General features: G+C 58.8%; 13 protein-coding genes. 10 read left to right on the top strand and 3 right to left on the bottom strand.

Features of this window, described 5'->3' with window-relative positions; all coding sequences use genetic code 11:
* Positions 1 to 78: 78 nt before the first annotated feature.
* The 5 genes from ACIQTS_RS05915 to ACIQTS_RS05935 all read left to right on the top strand — a co-directional run bounded on the left by ACIQTS_RS05915 (position 79) and on the right by ACIQTS_RS05935 (position 6,060).
* A complete protein-coding gene (locus ACIQTS_RS05915; protein WP_105656603.1) occupies positions 79 to 1,074 on the top strand; it encodes a glycosyltransferase family 2 protein in 996 nt (331 codons plus the stop codon).
* Positions 1,071 to 2,414 carry a polysialyltransferase family glycosyltransferase gene (locus ACIQTS_RS05920; protein WP_105656604.1) on the top strand — a complete coding sequence of 448 codons (1,344 nt, stop codon included), beginning with the start codon at positions 1,071 to 1,073 and terminating at the stop codon, positions 2,412 to 2,414. The genes ACIQTS_RS05915 and ACIQTS_RS05920 overlap by 4 nt, the downstream gene beginning before the upstream one ends.
* On the top strand, positions 2,411 to 3,436 hold the full coding sequence (locus tag ACIQTS_RS05925) for a hypothetical protein (protein ID WP_105656605.1): 1,026 nt from the start codon (positions 2,411 to 2,413) through the stop codon (positions 3,434 to 3,436). Before ACIQTS_RS05920 ends, ACIQTS_RS05925 begins: the two co-directional genes overlap by 4 nt.
* Positions 3,437 to 3,444: 8 nt before the next feature.
* Positions 3,445 to 4,677 (top strand): DUF6716 putative glycosyltransferase, encoded by a 1,233-nt coding sequence (locus ACIQTS_RS05930; RefSeq protein ID WP_402472025.1) that lies wholly within the window; start codon positions 3,445 to 3,447, stop codon positions 4,675 to 4,677.
* Between the two features lie 297 nt (positions 4,678 to 4,974).
* The gene (locus ACIQTS_RS05935) at positions 4,975 to 6,060 is read left to right on the top strand and encodes an inositol-3-phosphate synthase (protein WP_105656607.1); all 1,086 of its coding nucleotides are present in this window, start codon (positions 4,975 to 4,977) and stop codon (positions 6,058 to 6,060) included.
* A gap of 188 nt (positions 6,061 to 6,248) precedes the next feature.
* Here ACIQTS_RS05935 and ACIQTS_RS05940 read toward each other — a convergent pair whose 3' ends face one another.
* Together ACIQTS_RS05940 and ACIQTS_RS05945 are read right to left on the bottom strand one after the other, a co-directional pair.
* Positions 6,249 to 6,371 (bottom strand): hypothetical protein, encoded by a 123-nt coding sequence (locus tag ACIQTS_RS05940; RefSeq protein WP_255209577.1) that lies wholly within the window; start codon positions 6,369 to 6,371, stop codon positions 6,249 to 6,251.
* A 583-nt stretch (positions 6,372 to 6,954) separates the two neighbouring features.
* Positions 6,955 to 8,406 carry a CCA tRNA nucleotidyltransferase gene (locus ACIQTS_RS05945; RefSeq protein ID WP_402472029.1) on the bottom strand — a complete coding sequence of 484 codons (1,452 nt, stop codon included), beginning with the start codon at positions 8,404 to 8,406 and terminating at the stop codon, positions 6,955 to 6,957.
* A gap of 124 nt (positions 8,407 to 8,530) precedes the next feature.
* Here ACIQTS_RS05945 and ACIQTS_RS05950 point away from each other — a divergent pair, with 124 nt between their 5' ends.
* The 5 genes from ACIQTS_RS05950 to trxA all read left to right on the top strand — a co-directional run bounded on the left by ACIQTS_RS05950 (position 8,531) and on the right by trxA (position 13,942).
* Complete coding sequence (locus ACIQTS_RS05950) at positions 8,531 to 9,070, top strand: NUDIX domain-containing protein (RefSeq protein ID WP_105656609.1); 540 nt, start codon at positions 8,531 to 8,533, stop codon at positions 9,068 to 9,070.
* A gap of 37 nt (positions 9,071 to 9,107) precedes the next feature.
* On the top strand, positions 9,108 to 10,811 hold the full coding sequence (gene murJ, locus ACIQTS_RS05955; RefSeq protein ID WP_402472032.1) for a murein biosynthesis integral membrane protein MurJ: 1,704 nt from the start codon (positions 9,108 to 9,110) through the stop codon (positions 10,809 to 10,811).
* 126 nt (positions 10,812 to 10,937) lie between these two features.
* On the top strand, positions 10,938 to 12,524 hold the full coding sequence (locus tag ACIQTS_RS05960; RefSeq protein WP_400289716.1) for a hypothetical protein: 1,587 nt from the start codon (positions 10,938 to 10,940) through the stop codon (positions 12,522 to 12,524).
* A 100-nt stretch (positions 12,525 to 12,624) separates the two neighbouring features.
* The gene (gene trxB, locus ACIQTS_RS05965; protein WP_400289714.1) at positions 12,625 to 13,590 is read left to right on the top strand and encodes a thioredoxin-disulfide reductase; all 966 of its coding nucleotides are present in this window, start codon (positions 12,625 to 12,627) and stop codon (positions 13,588 to 13,590) included.
* Positions 13,591 to 13,618: 28 nt separating this feature from the next.
* Complete coding sequence (trxA, locus tag ACIQTS_RS05970) at positions 13,619 to 13,942, top strand: thioredoxin (protein ID WP_105656613.1); 324 nt, start codon at positions 13,619 to 13,621, stop codon at positions 13,940 to 13,942.
* Between the two features lie 112 nt (positions 13,943 to 14,054).
* Here trxA and ACIQTS_RS05975 read toward each other — a convergent pair whose 3' ends face one another.
* Positions 14,055 to 14,267: a hypothetical protein gene (locus tag ACIQTS_RS05975; protein ID WP_400289712.1), complete on the bottom strand. Its 213-nt coding sequence runs from the start codon at positions 14,265 to 14,267 to the stop codon at positions 14,055 to 14,057.
* Positions 14,268 to 15,512: the final 1,245 nt, after the last annotated feature.

The raw sequence follows: 15,512 nt of genomic DNA on the forward strand, positions 1-15,512 counted from the left end.
CGTATCCGGCGGTTGGACTCACCGACGGGTCCAACCGCCGTTTATTTTTGTCTGCATGAGGAAGGCCTTGAAGCACAGATGAGTTTGATCCCCGGGCGCATTTCCGTGGTTATCCCCGCCTATAACCAAGAAGCATATATTTGCGATGCCTTGTCATCGCTGGTCCGGCAGAAGCTGGGACGCTGGGAGCTGGAAGTGCTCGTGGTTGATGACGCTTCCGATGACCAGACTGCTGCCCTGGTTCGCAGCTACCAAGACCAATTGCCTGGCCTGAACCTGATCTCGCTGCCTGAGAATGCCGGAGTTTCTGCCGCCCGCAATGCCGGGTTGGAACAGGTCACCGGCGAATACTTCACCTTCCTCGACCCCGACGACTGGTACTCCCCCGAGCATTTGGAAGCCCTGGCGGAATCCTTGACCGAACTGCACGTGGACTTCGTGCGTTGCGATCATGTGCGTGTCACCGGCACCAATCGCGTCATCCACCGCGCCCCGCAGGCGTTGCGCGGCATGCCGCTGAACCCGGCCGATGACATTGAACCTATCGATTCGCCGTCCATGGTGGACTACGCCTTCGTGTGGGCGGGCATGTACCGCACCGACCTGATGCGCGCCCGCGAACTGATGTACTTCGACGCGCAGTTGCACAGCGCCGAAGACCGCCTCTGGCTATGGAAGCTGCATCTGAACACCGAGCGCTATTCCGTCGTTTCCTCCCCCGGGGTGTTCTACCGCCGCGGCCTGCCCGGCTCGCTGACCCAGGTCTTCGATCACCGTCAGCTCGGCTTCATTCCGGCCTACTCGCAGATCCTCACCGAGGTGCGCTTGCACCCGGACGCGGATCGCCACCTGCCCAAGGCAATGCGGCAGTTCTTCGCCATCGTGTGCCACCACGAGAAGCGCGCGAAGAACTACCCGCCGGAAGTCCGCTTGGAGATGAAGCAGAAACTGCGCCAGGTATTCACCACTATTGATGCGCCGATGGCCCGCCAGGTTGCCCTCGAGATGGACGTTGCCCGTCGCCGCCATATTCTCTCCTTCCTCCAGCCAGGTCAGATCGGGGCCGCCAAGTGATCGCACTGATTGAAGCCAGCAGCTATTTCCAGCTTGCTTCTCTGGCCGCGATGGCCGATGCAGGACTGCTCCCCGAGGCAGATGAACGAATTCTCGTCTTGGCTAACGGCTCGCAGGTTCCGGAACTGACTACTGCGTTGGATGAAGTCCCGGGCTTCGAGAAGCTTGCCGCCCGCTTTGACCGCGTGGTGGATTTCGCTGCGCTGACCTCCCCGCGTCGCCCGGCACAGTTCAACCCGCGTGAGGACGAGCTGCATATTTTCGAACGCCTCCTGCGCAGCGCTTGGGATCTGGGCAATGAACCCTTGACCTTGGTTCTGGAATCCATCCAGGTCAATCCGGCGCGTGCGCTGGCGCGTATTTTCTTTGATGCCCAGCTGTGGATCCACTCCGACGGCTTGATGTCCTATGGCCCAACCCGTAATCGATTGCCAATGCCGCTTCGCCAGCGCGTCATGGGCACCATCCATGTGGACTTGGTTCCAGGACTGCAGCCTCACCTGCTCGCAGAGCTCGAGCCGCGGCGCGAGGTCTTGGCCACCGGCGGCCTGGCTGCAATCTTCGGCGAACTGGCCCAGGGGGCAGAATTCGATCTGCCAACCGGCAGTGCGCTGATCCTCGGCCAGTACCTGGGTTCCTTGGGCCTGATGGATGCCGAGGAAGAATTCGAGCTGCATCTGGAGATGCTCAACGAGGTGGCCCGCCGGGAAATTTCCACCGTCCTGTTCAAGGCGCACCCATCGGCCAGCGCCACCTCAGCGGCACGCTTGTCTGCAGCCGCCAGGGACATGGGGCTGGATTTCCGGTTGGTCGGCACCGATCATCTGGCGGAAACCGTCATCGCGGCGGTACGTCCAGCCGTGGTGATCTCCTGCTTCTCCACGGGCTTGGCCACCGCCAAGTACATCCTGGATACCGAGGTCTACGCAGTGGGCACCGGCAGACTGCTCCAGGCGCTGGCTCCCTACGAGAATTCCAACCGCATCCCGTTGTCCATCATCCATGCCTTGTTCGTCCAGGACGTGCCGGTTCCGGCGCACGGTGGCGGCAGCGACCGCCTCACCGAACTGCTGGCTGCCGTGGCCTACTGCATGCAGGCCGCGCAACTGCCTCACCTGCGCGAGCAGGCCGAGTCCTTCTTGTCCGCGCACTACCCGGAGTTCTCGGCTCATTTCAAGCGCCGGCGCATCACCAGGCTCGAGCTGCCTCCACGCTGGGCGCACATCAGCTCGCGCCGCTCGCTGCCTTCCAAAGTCCGCGGGGCCTCGCGCCGTGTGCTGCGCAATGGTTCCAAGCAGCTGGACACGCTTTCCAAATCCCTGAGCCGACTGGCAAAATGACCCTCACCATGATGAAACTGACTCAACATGACACCCACGAGGTGCCACGCCCGCGTTTCGGCACCGCGCACGTTTGGGTGGAGTCGCCACTGCAGCTGCTTTCGGCGGTAGAAACGCATGCCGCAGGGCTGCTGGGCACGGACATCCGGATCATCCCCCGTCAGGGAATGCCCCTGGAAGCCACGACGCAGGCAATGCTGAATCATGCCCCTGCAGGGGTTCATTTTGAACCGGCCGCTCGTAAGCCTCCGCAGCCCAAGGGCGCTGCCGATCGGTATGTCACCGGCGACGCCTACTCGGGCAAGATCCAGCGCACGCTGCTGGCAGGCGTACGGGCCAAGGAAATCGTGATCATCGATGACGGCATGGCTACGCTGGCCCTGATCAAGCAGCTCATTTCCGATGAGCCCACCCCGTTGGTGCGCGCCCGGACCAGGAATTCCGCAGCACGCGTGGCCATGGGGTTGGCGACCTGGCATCGCTTGCGCCAGCTGGCCCGTGAAGATCGCCTGCTGATCGTTTCAGCGCTGTATGTCGACCCGGCATCCCGTCAGAAGATGGCTGATCTGGGGATCAAATTCGCGCAGCACAAGTTTGAATGGCTCGCTACCCAGCCGGTAGCCGAGCAGTTCACCGAACCTACCTTGCTGATCGGTTCGGCGATGGTGGCTGATGAGCTGATTTTTGAGCAGCCGTATCTGCGCTGGATTGAGCAGATCGCTTCCGAAGGCCCGGTTGCGTACTTCCCGCATCGCCGTGAAACTCCCGAATTGCTGGAGAAGATCTCGAGGATTGATCAGGTGGTGCTCAAGGAGCACACCGTTCCCATTGAAATGCGTTTGCGTGTCCTGCGACCAGGCCAGGAGATCCGAGCCTTGCCTTCCACGGTGATTCCATCCCTGCGCCTGTTGCTGGGTCCTGATGCCCGCTGCCTCTATCCGCAAGCCGTGATTGACAGCTGGTGGACCCCTGGCACCCCATCCGAGTTGCGCGAGCACCTATCCAGTTCATTGAAGGTGTGAATCAGCCGATGAAGCCATCAATACTTGCCATTGCCGACTCGGATTCCTATCTGAAGCTGGCAACGAGCTTCCTGAACCGCCTAGGTCCCTCATGGGATCGCAAGGTGTATTTGGCGCGGACCCCGGTGATGCCGACCGCCGACCAGATCGCAGCCGCCTTTGATGGCACGGATCTGGATCCGGATATCCTGCAGGTGATTTCCGTATCCCAATTAGAAGCCGACACCGTAGATGAAGACATTGTTTTCGCTTCGGCCACCGGGCCGGTAGTTGCCGAGATCTACTCTCGCATGCTTCGCACCGAGCCGACTGATGGCCGGTGCACCGCACTAATTTCCGCCCTGCCTGGCGTGGCATTCCCCGCCACGCAGAAGGGGTGGAACTATCGTCGAGCCGGCGATGCGTTCATTTGCCATTCGCATGCCGAAGCCCGTGATTTCTCATTCATGATCGAAGGCCAGATAGGGCACCAGCCGACCATCATGGTCAGCAAGCTCCCGTTCTTGCACTCGGCAGGATTCCCGCCAGCGCAAAAGCAGGTGGTCGAACGCTTGGTGTTCGCGCCGCAAGCTAAGGTACCTGCCCAAGAGAGCGAACGCGAGTCGATCCTGCTGGCTCTCGAGCAGGCCAGCAAGATGAATCCCGAACTTGAGGTGATCGTCAAGCTCCGCGCCAAGGCCGGTGAGCCCCAAACGCATCTCGAGGCGTTCCCGTACGATTCGCTGTTCGAAAAGTTGCAGTCCGACCGGCGGATCGGGACCGAGTCGCGCCTTCGCTTCGATACCGGATCGATGAGTGAAGCATTGGCCGAAGGCAGCGCCTTGGTGACAGTGTCTTCGACTGCTGCCTTGGAATCAATTGATCGCGGGTTGCCAACGCTGGTCCTTTCCGACTTCGGCGTCAGCGCGCAGATGATCAACACGGTCTTTGTTGCCTCCGGCATCATCGGCACCTTGGATGACGTCGCCGGCTTGAGCTTCGGTGAACCTACCAAAGCCTGGTTGCGGGAAAACTACTTCCACAGGGTGGACCACAGTTTCGTTCAGTCCCTCGAAATTCTCGCGCAGCGAGCTCGTGCTGGAAAGCTGCACACCGATCCGGAAATGCTGGCGCATATTCGCCGCCAGCCTTTGCGCCACCGCCTCAGAACCACGTTGCCTGCACCGCTAGTCAGGGTTTTGGTGAAGTTGCGGCACTACTTCGGGCCAGCGCGCAGAAACGGCGCCAACTCCTGGTCATGACCAACTAAGAATTAGCTCATGAAATGAATTCATGGACTGAATCCATCGTCACCGTCAGGAGTATCCAGCTCTTTGGTGCTTTACATGTTATTGGTGCATCTGCGCTGAGGCAGTGGAATAATCACCTCGGATTCGCTAGCCCAGAGAGGCCGCCGCGATAGTTATTCGGTGATACCGGGCACGATTGGGAATGTTTGCGCTCCATTAAGACTTAAGATCATTATGGGTCAATTTGCGCAATGCGCTTTTGCGCGCCCTATTGCCCAAAGGTTTTATACATTTCAATAAGGAGTTCATGTGTCGGCGAACCCGATTCGCGTTGCCATCGTAGGCGTAGGCAACTGCGCCACTTCCCTTATCCAAGGTGTTGAGTACTACCGAAACGCCGATGCTGATTCCACGGTTCCAGGTCTCATGCATGTGCAGTTCGGCCAGTACCACGTGGGCGACGTTCAGTTCGTTGCCGCCTTCGATGTCGACGCCAAGAAAGTCGGGCTCGACCTCTCGGAAGCCATCTTGGCCAGCGAGAACAACACCATCAAGATTGCCGACGTTCCAACCACCGGAGTGACCGTTCAGCGCGGCCACACCTTGGATGGCCTGGGCAAGTACTACCGCGAGACCATCGAAGAGTCTGCAGCCGAGCCAGTTGACATCGTCCAATCCCTGAAGGACAACGAAGTCGATGTCCTGGTTTGCTACCTGCCAGTTGGTTCCGAGCAGGCCGCCAAGTTCTACGCACAGTGCGCCATCGACGCAGGCGTTGCATTCGTCAATGCCCTGCCAGTATTCATCGCCGGCACCCCAGAGTGGGCGCAGAAGTTCACTGACGCCGGTGTGCCAATCGTTGGCGACGACATCAAGAGCCAGATCGGCGCAACCATCACCCACCGCGTGATGGCCAAGTTGTTCGAAGACCGCGGCGTTGTCCTGGACCGCACCTACCAGCTGAACGTTGGCGGCAACATGGACTTCAAGAACATGCTCGAGCGCGATCGCCTGGAGTCCAAGAAGATCTCCAAGACCCAGGCAGTCACCTCGAACACCTCCGCCGCCCTGGGCGAAGACGACGTGCACATCGGCCCAAGCGACTACGTTGCATGGCTTGATGACCGCAAGTGGGCTTTCGTCCGCCTCGAGGGCCGCAACTTCGGCGATGCTCCGGTCAACCTGGAATACAAGCTGGAAGTTTGGGACTCGCCAAACTCGGCCGGCGTGATCATCGATGCCGTACGCGCAGCGAAGATCGCCCTGGACCGCGGCATCGGCGGTCCGATCCTGTCGGCTTCGAGCTACTTCATGAAGTCGCCACCAGAGCAGTACGACGATGAGACTGCACGCAACAAGGTGGAAGCCTTCATTCGCGGCGACATCGAGCGCTAGCCCTCCGCGTTAGCGGAAAGGCAATGGCCAGGACCGTTCGGTCCTGGCCATTGCTGTATTCGAAAGTGCTCTGGATGCGGAGAAGCCCGCCGGCTGGCAGGCCGGCGGGCCTCTTGGCGATGCCTTGCGAGTTCATCATGGGTACCTCGGATTCTTGTCAGCTGGCAACGGTAATGGCGTTGCCGGCCTTAGCGAATTCGAAGGTACATTTCTGGTGGCACGTGGTTCTTCAGCTCACGCTGACGCATGCGGCGGTTGAACTCGGTGCTATCAAGGTTGGTGAACTTGCGCTTGTCTTGACGCTTTTTCATTTGCTGTCCCTCCCTTCGGTCAAAGTAGAAGGGGAGGGAAGATCTTGGCGCGTGGTCGAAATGGCGCGAGCTTTCAGGCTTTCTGGTCCTGCGAAGATTAATTCCGAGGTGCGAACTGCCCGTTGAGCGGATGAGGAGAACAGTGGACTAGGCATGAAAAAAGTTCCTAAGGGTGAGAGTCGATTACTGACCTGCAACCTCAGGAACTTATGCGGGATTTACCGTGAGTTAGGAATCCGCTTGTCCGGAGGTTGGGGAAATGAGCTTGCACAGACGAGACATGGGAGAGCCGCCAATAAATCGCGCTCCGCGATGAGTCTCTGTGTACCAATTGGTATTAATCATTTCGCCACCTCCTAAAATCTGCTCTCGGCCGGCCATGGATGCCATGGGGCCTCTTTGAAAAGTTTTCTCGATCCGCAAGTCTCATTGAGACTTCCCAATCACAGTATTCAGCATACATGGATTAACCCCGATGCGCTACAAATTTGCGCAGAAACTTTAAGCACTTTCCCGGGGACGGCAAAAGCACCCGAATCCATGCGGATTTCAGGTGCTTTTCCCTTGGTGCTCAGGTCAGAGGTTACCCCTCGGTAGCCGATTCCTGGGCTTCAGGCTGTTCTTTCCACCAGGCGCGCAAGCGCTCAGTGGCGATTTCCGCGCCGAGCGGACCTTCGTCCAAACGCAGTTCCAAGAGGAACTTGTATGCGCGGCCAACGACCTTGCTCGGCTTGATTCCCAACAGGTGCATGATCTGCTCGCCGTCGAGATCCGGGCGGATTGACTGGAGCTCTTCTTGCTCGGCAATCTGCGCGATGCGCGCCTCGAGGTCGTCGTAGGCAAAAGCCAGGCGGTCGGCCTTCTTGCGATTGCGGGTGGTGACATCCGAACGGGTCAGGCGGTGCAGATGCTCGAGCAGGTCTCCAGCATCGGTGACGTAACGGCGCACCGCCGAGTCGGTCCAGCCGGCCTCGCCGTAGCCATAGAAGCGCATGTGCAACTCGACCAGTCGGGCTACGGACTTGGTGGTGTCCTTGTCGAATCGCAGGGCGCGCATACGCGCCTTGACGAGCTTCGAACCCACCATGTCATGGTGGCGGAAGGATACCGCGCCGCTTGGTTCAAATTTGCGGGTCGCCGGCTTTCCGATATCGTGCATCAGCGCCGCGAAGCGCAACACGAAGTTCGGGCCGGGAACAGGTCCCTCTTCGTCGGTTTCCAACGCCATGGCTTGTTCCAGCACGGTCAGCGAATGCTGGTAGACATCCTTGTGCCGGTGGTGCTCGTCAATTTCCAGACGCAGTGCCGAGACTTCGGGCAGCACCTTATCGGCCAGGCCAGTTTCAACCAGAAGGTCGATTCCCGCGCGCGGGTCTGCACCGTTGATCAGCTTGACCAGTTCATCGCGAACCCGCTCGGAGGAAATGATGTCGATCCGATCGGTCATTCCGCTCATGGCTTCGCGCACCTCTGGACTGACTTCGATCTTCAGCTGCGAAGCAAAACGGGCAGCACGCATCATGCGCAGCGGATCGTCAGAGAAGGAGATATCAGGTGCACCAGGGGTGCGGATGGACCCGTCTTCCAGCGAGCTTACGCCCTCGAAAGGATCCACCAGCTCGAGCTGCGGCAAGCGCAGAGCCATCGAGTTCATGGTGAAGTCCCGACGGAAGAGATCGTCGTGCAGGTTATCACCGAAGGCAACGATCGGCTTGCGCGACTCCTTGTCATAGGCATCAGCGCGGTAGGTCGTGACCTCTAGCGTGTGTTCGCCCTTCTTGAAGGCAATAGTTCCAAACTCGCGTCCCACATCCCAAACGTTATCGGCCCAGCCGGAAATCACCTTGATGGTTTCTTCCGGGCGAGCGCTGGTGGTGAAATCGAGGTCCGGGGATACGCGTCCCAAGTACAGATCCCGAACCGGCCCACCTACCAGCGACAATTCATGGCCCGCCCGAACAAAACGGTCGGCCAAGTCGAAAATAACCGAGGGCAGGATTTGACGCAGTGCGTCAGGCGAGGGAAGTGCATGCATAGTTACTTAAGCGTGCCAGAAATCCCGGAAGAATGCTTGAAATTCCGACGGATTTGCCTGCGAGATAACTTACTTGTCCACGTCGATCAGGCGGCGAACGGTACTTTCTCGATAGAGTGGTTCCATGAACCGACCGATCCCGTCTGCCCCAAAGCGCACCCCATTGACTGCGTCAATGGCTCGCGCGCAGGCAACTGGCGGTCACACGAGCCTGCCGACCGTGGAAGAAGTCTCTTCCGGCGGCATCGTGATCGACTTCAACGACCCCACCTTCCCAGTGGCCATCATTGCCCGGTACAACCGTGGCGGACGGCTGGAATGGTGCCTGCCCAAGGGACACCCGGAGGGCGTGGAAACCAATGAGGAAGCGGCTATCCGCGAAATCGAGGAAGAGACCGGCATTGCCGGACGCATCCTCGCCCCGCTGGGTTCGGTCGACTACTGGTTCACCGTGACGAATTACCGTGTGCACAAGACCGTGCACCATTTCCTGCTGGAAGCTACCGGCGGGCATCTGACGATCGAGAATGATCCCGATCATGAAGCCGTCGATGTTGCCTGGGTCCCCATCGGTTCCCTGGGCAAGCGCCTGTCCTTCCCTAATGAGCGCCGGATCGCTGATCTGGCACGCGAGGTCCTTACAAAGCATGTCTCAGGTTCCTAATCCATCTGCGGGCTCCGATCAGCTACACACCGGAGCCATGGACGTAGTCGCCGGACCTCCCCCGCAGCAGGCAGCTCAGCCTGTTGGCTCGCGCTCCAGGATCTATGCCCTGATGGCCTCCGGCACGATGGTCTCCCGCTTGCTGGGCTTCGTGCGCACGGCCTTGCTGGCGATGGCCATTGGTTCGGTCACCTCGGTGGCTGACATCTTTGAAAAAGCCAATATCATCCCGACTATCATCTACATGCTGCTGGCCGGCGGCATTTTCAACGTCGTGCTGATCCCGCAGCTGATCAAGGCCTCCAAGGCGAAGGACCGCGGCGCCGCGTACACGTCGAAATTGGTGACGCTGACCGTCGTGGGCATGGGTATCCTGACTCTGATCCTCACGCTCTGCGCCAGGCCATTGATCACAGTGCTCACCAATAACTGGACCGAGCCGATGATCGCGTTGGGAACGGTCTTTGCCTACTGGTCGCTGCCGCAGATCTTCTTCTATGGGCTCTACGCAGTACTGGGCCAGGTGCTGAACGCGAATGGCCGCTTTGCCGCATTCATGTGGGCTCCTGCGGTCAACAACATCATCCAGCTGATCGTCATTGGCGCTTTCATCCTGACTTTCGGCGCCTACTCTTCGGGCGACCCGATGCAGGATTGGAGCGGCGTCAAGACCATGTGGCTGGCTGGCGGTGCCACCTTGGGTATCGTATTGCAGTCGGTGGCGCTGTTCTGGCCACTGAAGAAGACCGGGCTGAAACTGACACTGGACTTCCAATGGCGCGGCATGGGACTGCGCCACGTGGGCAAGCTGGCGATCTGGACCCTGGCGGCCATGGTGATCGGCAATCTCTCCTCGCTGGTGTACTCCAAGATCGTGTCCGGAGCTACCGCGGCTCGAGCGCAGCTGCCTCCCGAACAGGCCGCCTCGGTAGCCGGCGAGTACGCCTTGAACACCTCGCAGTTGATCACCGTGCTGCCGCACTCCCTGTTCGCGCTGACCGTCGCCACCGTGCTGTTCAACGACTTCGCCCGGGCATTTACCGAGAACCGCCGCAAGGATGTTGGCAAGCTGCTCAATCAGGGCATGCGCTCCACCGCAATCCCTATCGTGTTCTGCACGCTGGTCTTCATCGTGCTGGCCGGACCGCTAGGCAGGCTCTTTGCCGGCAACTCCGAGAATGCTGCGCAGGCCGCGGGCGCTCTCGGGCAGCTGCTGGTGCTCACCGCGCTTGGGCTGCCGTTCAAGTCCTTGCAGTTCTTCATGCTGCGTGTCTTCTACGCAGAGGAAGATACCCGCACCCCGATGCTGATCCAGTCGGCCACCGCCGGGCTCGGATTGATCTTGGCGTTCGCCGCTGCAGCCGTGGTCGATCCGCTGCATATCGCCGCCGCCATTGCCTTCATCTACGGCTTGACCAACGTGCTGACCTGCATCGGCACCCACTATCTGATCAAGCGCCGCTACGGCAACTACGGTGTTTCCTCTGTCATCGACACCTACATTCGAGTCGGTTGGATGGCTACGCTCTCCTCCATCATTGGATGCATCGCGCTCTGGCTGCTGGGTGGATTCAACTTCGGATTCGCCTACGACTCCGTATTCAGCGCCCTGGTTTCGGTGGCTATTGTCGCGCTGGTGATGGGCATCGTCTTCATTGGCTTGCTGTACAAAACCAAGGTCCCGGAGCTCCAGTCGTTCCTGGGTCCGATCCTTCGCAGAATCCCGGGACTCAATCGCTGATGGTCCGCTGAAACTTGCTAGTGATTCTGGGCAAATAGGCACCAAATAGCTTGATCTGACCGGTAACATGGCAGGTGGTGGTCCGTGGACCGCCACCGAACCAAAATCAACCCCTTGGAGATGCACGTGTCGCAGCCAATCGATGTCGGCTCTGTCCTCAGCGGTCGCTACCAAGTAACCGAGAGTGTCCTTTCATCAGCTGAAGGAGACTTGGTACTCGGTGGCGTAGACCAGGTACTGAACCGCTCGGTCAGCATCATGGTGGCTTCCGTGGAGAATTCATCGCAGCTGGCAACGAGCGCACGTGAAATCGCCATGGGCGAGCGCGCTTCGAACGTTCAGGTGCTGGATCTGGGCATCACCGATGCCAACCAGACCTACCTCGTCGCCAACACCGCGCGTTCCTCGGACCTGCTGGACCTGGTTTTGGAAACCGACGACGCTCCATATGTTGAGCCGTTCTTCACCGACACCCTGGGCACCGAGATCTTCGGCGAGTCCCGCCAGGCCGTCCCAGAGACCTATGAGGACGACAACGAGTACTACGACCAGCTGCAGTACGAAGACGAACCAGAGCAGCAGGGCAAGATCGGTTCCGCCTTGGCTGGTGGCTTCGCAGGACTGAAGAACCGGTTCGGCAAGAAGAACCAGGAACAGCCTGAAGAAGAACAGTTCGACCAGACTGCGCCTAATGAGCAGGTTCCCGCCACCATGGCTACCCCGGTCGCGCCAGCTGAAAAGCCAGCGGCCGAAGACAAGCCGAAGGTCTCCCGCCTGGAAGACGAAGACGAGCCTAATGTCACCGCAACCGCGGCCCTGGCTGCCGCTGCGCAGTCCAAGGGCAAGACGCCGGCCAAGCCTACCCAGAAGCCTGCCGAGGAAGACGAGAAGCCGGCAAAGAAGAAGGCTGCAGCAGCTGGAGCCGTAGCCGGCGCGGGCGCCGCTGCGGGTGCCGCCGCTGCCGCTGCTCCGAAAGCCTCGACCTTCCCCGCAGCTGCCAAGAATGCTCCTGCCCAGGACCCCCAGGTCGGCGAAGTGGAAGAGGAAGAAGGCGGTTCCAAGGGAACTCGCCTGCTGGTTGGCGCCGTCTTGCTCATCGTGCTGATTGTTGCAGTCGTGTTCGCTTTCAACTTCCTTGGTGGGGACAAGAACACCACCGCCGATGGCGAGCAGCCAACTGCCGTGGAGTCCCCGGAAAAGCCATCCGAGACCGAGAAGGAAAAGGACTCAACTGAGGACGCCTTGCCTGCTCCGAAGATCGACGACGTATCCCGCCTGGTTCCCGGCAATCAGCAGCTGAACTCCGAAACCGATGGCAAGCTGGGCCAGATGATCGACGGCAACGCCTCGAGCACCTACTCAACGTACTCGTACACCACCGCTGATTTTGGCGGCTTCGCTTCCAACATGGTCTTCATCCTGGAACTGGACGAGAAGTCCAAGATCTCCGAGGTCAATCTCGAGGGCCTGAACGGCACCGGCGGCAACTACGAAATCCTCGTCGGCGAATCCGAAGACCTGGGCGATGCCAAGTCGGTAGCCAAGGGTTCATTCTCCGGTCCTTCGGTATCGGTAACTGCCAAGGACGACGACAAGGACTACATGGAAGGAACCCACGTGTTCCTGGACATCACCGACCTGCCTCGCAAGGCATCCGGCGGCAATGATTCACGTCCATTCGGTCTCCAGATCGGTGAATTCTCCGCCAAGTAATAGAAGCGGAATTTTTTACGAAAGCAATGCGTTGAGGTGGATAGTGAGGTTAGACCTTGCTATCCACCTCGCATTATTAGAACGAAAGGGTTCTACCCCCGTGACTTCAGCACAGAACGACGAAATCCGCGACGTCATCATTGTCGGCTCCGGTCCGGCCGGTTACACCGCCGCGGTTTACACCGCCCGTGCGAATCTGAACCCACTAGTCATCGCCGGCTCAGTCACTGCCGGCGGCGAACTGATGAACACCACCGACGTGGAGAACTTCCCAGGCTTCCCCGAGGGCATCATGGGCCCAGATCTGATGGACAACATGCAGAAGCAAGCCGAACGCTTCGGCGCCGAGATCCTCTTCGACGACGTCACCGAAATGAACCTCGAAGGCGAAATCAAGACGCTGTCCCTGGCTGACGGCACCATCTACCGTGCTCGTGCTGTCATCGTCTCCACCGGCTCCGCCTACCGCGAGCTGGGCCTGCAGGATGAAAAGCGCCTCTCTGGCCATGGCGTCTCCTGGTGCGCCACTTGCGACGGGTTCTTCTTCCGCGACCAGACCATCGCCGTGATCGGCGGTGGCGACTCCGCCATGGAAGAAGCACTGTTCCTGACCAAGTTCGCCTCCAAGGTCATCGTCGTGCACCGCCGCAACGAGCTACGCGCTTCGAAGATCATGGCTGACCGCGCCCTGGCCCACGAGAAGATCGAATTCATCTGGGACTCCGAAGTCATCGGCATCAACGGTGCCGATAAGGTCGACGGCTTGGTCGTGAAGAACCGCACCAGCGGTGAAGAATCCACCGTGGACGTCACCGGTATCTTCGTGGCCATCGGCAACGACCCACGCGTGGATCTGGTCAAGGACCAGCTGCAGCTGACTTCCGAGGGCACCATCGCCGTTGAAGGCCGCACATCCAAGACCTCGCTGCCAGGTGTCTTCGCCGCCGGAGACGTCATCGATTCCACCTACCGCCAGGCCATTACCGCGGCCGGCTCGGGCTGCGCCGCGGCCCAGGACGTGGAGCACTACCTGGCCAACGTTTCCGAAACCCTCGCTACCGCCTAATAGTTTTCTCAGAAAGGGGTTGTCTCTCATGAGCAACGCAAAAGCAGTAACTGAAGCAACCTTCCAGGCCGATGTCCTGGATGCCGACAAGCCAGTGATCGTCGATTTCTGGGCTGAATGGTGCGGCCCTTGCCGCCAGCTCGGTCCAATCCTGGATCAGATCGCAGAAGAGCACGCTGCGAAGGTCGACGTCGTGAAGGTCAACGTCGATGAGAACCAGGCAATTGCCGCGAAGTACGGCATCACCAGCATCCCAGCCGTATACGTCTTCAAGGGCGGCGAGCATGTCGCTACTTCCATCGGTGCCAAGCCGAAGGCTGTCATCGAAAAGGACTTCGCAGAATACCTGTAAGCCAAGAACATGATTGAAGTGGGGATCAACCGCAAGGTTGGTCCCCACTTCTTATTCAACCGTGGCGCCGCGAGAAGTTCACTTGCTTTCGTTTTCTGGCCGTTTCCGAGCCTTACCCCAGCTCAGGTTGAGCCGGTTCTTCATCTGAAGGCTCTTTTGACATGCTGTTGCGAATATCCAAGGCAAAATATTTGTTTTTATTATTCTGGCTCTGTTCTATGACGCTTTGCACCGTTCTTTGGCACCCGTCAGCCAAGATGCGCATTTCATGCTCAGCAATGGACCCGGCAAGTTCGGGTTCGCATTTGATCGTTTCTCTGGCCACCTAGACAGGTTCCCGAATTCTGAATCTTGATGTCCTATGCAAAATTCAGCGATCCGCAATCTCCGTATTTCTAGCCCTTCAACTTCGGCCCACAATTCCAGACTGCACTGTGAAGGGCCGCGGAAACGCATCCGGATACGCCGCACATGCTAGCTGATTGGATGTGCTTTCTGAGAGACAGCCAAAACCAATTCCTCATGGGACTATCCGCTTCCGGTCGAAATTGCGTCAAATTCTGTCCATGGGTAATCCAGGCCATGCCGACTGCCGCATCCCCGTGTCGCCGCGACACTCAGTTTTCATGGGCGTCTTTAGCTGGAACAGCATCTCTTGGTCTTGATTATTGGGGAGGGTTCAACGCGCAGTGAGAACTGCCAGGGCTAACGGAGTTCCAGGGAATTAGCGGAGCACTCCCCTTCCGCGTATCCACTGGTTGCTCACTGAGCCTACTGTTTCGCCGTCAATCGTCAGAATCCATGACGCTATCTCTTCCAAAGTCCGAACGGTTCAGCAACGAGTTCCTGAGGACGTTCTCCGGCTAAACTGGCACGCAGTAAGCAGAACAGAATCTTTCGGCTTGTGAGTTGTTGTCGTAAGTCAGTTGCTGCGGCCCAAACCATGTTTCGTGCCGATACGTCATCACCCACTGCGCAACTGTCACATGGGCCGCTGGGTAATGATGAGGTGCGACCTGTCGAAGATTGAATGAATCTGAGGTCGATTGCCGTGGAGCGAACGAGCCACATCATCGCTGAATAGCTGTTCATACCCATCGGGGCGAAGCTTGCCGGTAGAACCTGCATCGGGGACAAAGGCCTTAGACTCATGCTCGTTGCCCTACTGTCGACTCGCGAAGAGAAGGCCTGAATCTCCAATCTGCTAGTGATCGGAGGAGTTTCTCTCTGATCAGGTCATTGCGATTCTGCACTAGGTCCTAGTGCAATCAACTAACTCTGAACAGCGCGCTACCTATCTTTCGGGAAGTCGGTTTCCCCGAAGGCCCGTACTAACCCCACATATAAGTTCTTTCATTCACACGCTTCCCTCCTTCAGGTTCTCTTGCCTTTCAATTAATGGAGGTCTTCGCCCAGTTCTCCAACCCTGAGAAATTTAGGTTGATCACTACTACGGGCTTCGGCACCTGGGGCTTCGCACTCCACGGCATCATGCCTACCTATTGCGCGGCTGGTGCATGGACAGCTTGGTCCGAATGCCCGCGCTAGTTACCTTGTGGCTTTTTTCTAG

It is taken from the genome of Glutamicibacter sp. NPDC090743 (assembly GCF_044769125.1).
Lineage (GTDB): Bacteria > Actinomycetota > Actinomycetes > Actinomycetales > Micrococcaceae > Glutamicibacter.

Coding starts and splice junctions, on each gene's coding strand:
- murJ (WP_402472032.1), top strand. CDS start 9,108: ATGGACGTAGTCGCCGGACCTCCCCCGCAGCAGGCAGCTCAGCCTGTT.
- ACIQTS_RS05915 (WP_105656603.1), top strand. CDS start 79: ATGAGTTTGATCCCCGGGCGCATTTCCGTGGTTATCCCCGCCTATAAC.
- ACIQTS_RS05930 (WP_402472025.1), top strand. CDS start 3,445: ATGAAGCCATCAATACTTGCCATTGCCGACTCGGATTCCTATCTGAAG.
- ACIQTS_RS05945 (WP_402472029.1), bottom strand. CDS start 8,406: ATGCATGCACTTCCCTCGCCTGACGCACTGCGTCAAATCCTGCCCTCG.
- ACIQTS_RS05940 (WP_255209577.1), bottom strand. CDS start 6,371: ATGAAAAAGCGTCAAGACAAGCGCAAGTTCACCAACCTTGATAGCACC.
- ACIQTS_RS05950 (WP_105656609.1), top strand. CDS start 8,531: ATGAACCGACCGATCCCGTCTGCCCCAAAGCGCACCCCATTGACTGCG.
- ACIQTS_RS05925 (WP_105656605.1), top strand. CDS start 2,411: ATGACCCTCACCATGATGAAACTGACTCAACATGACACCCACGAGGTG.
- trxA (WP_105656613.1), top strand. CDS start 13,619: ATGAGCAACGCAAAAGCAGTAACTGAAGCAACCTTCCAGGCCGATGTC.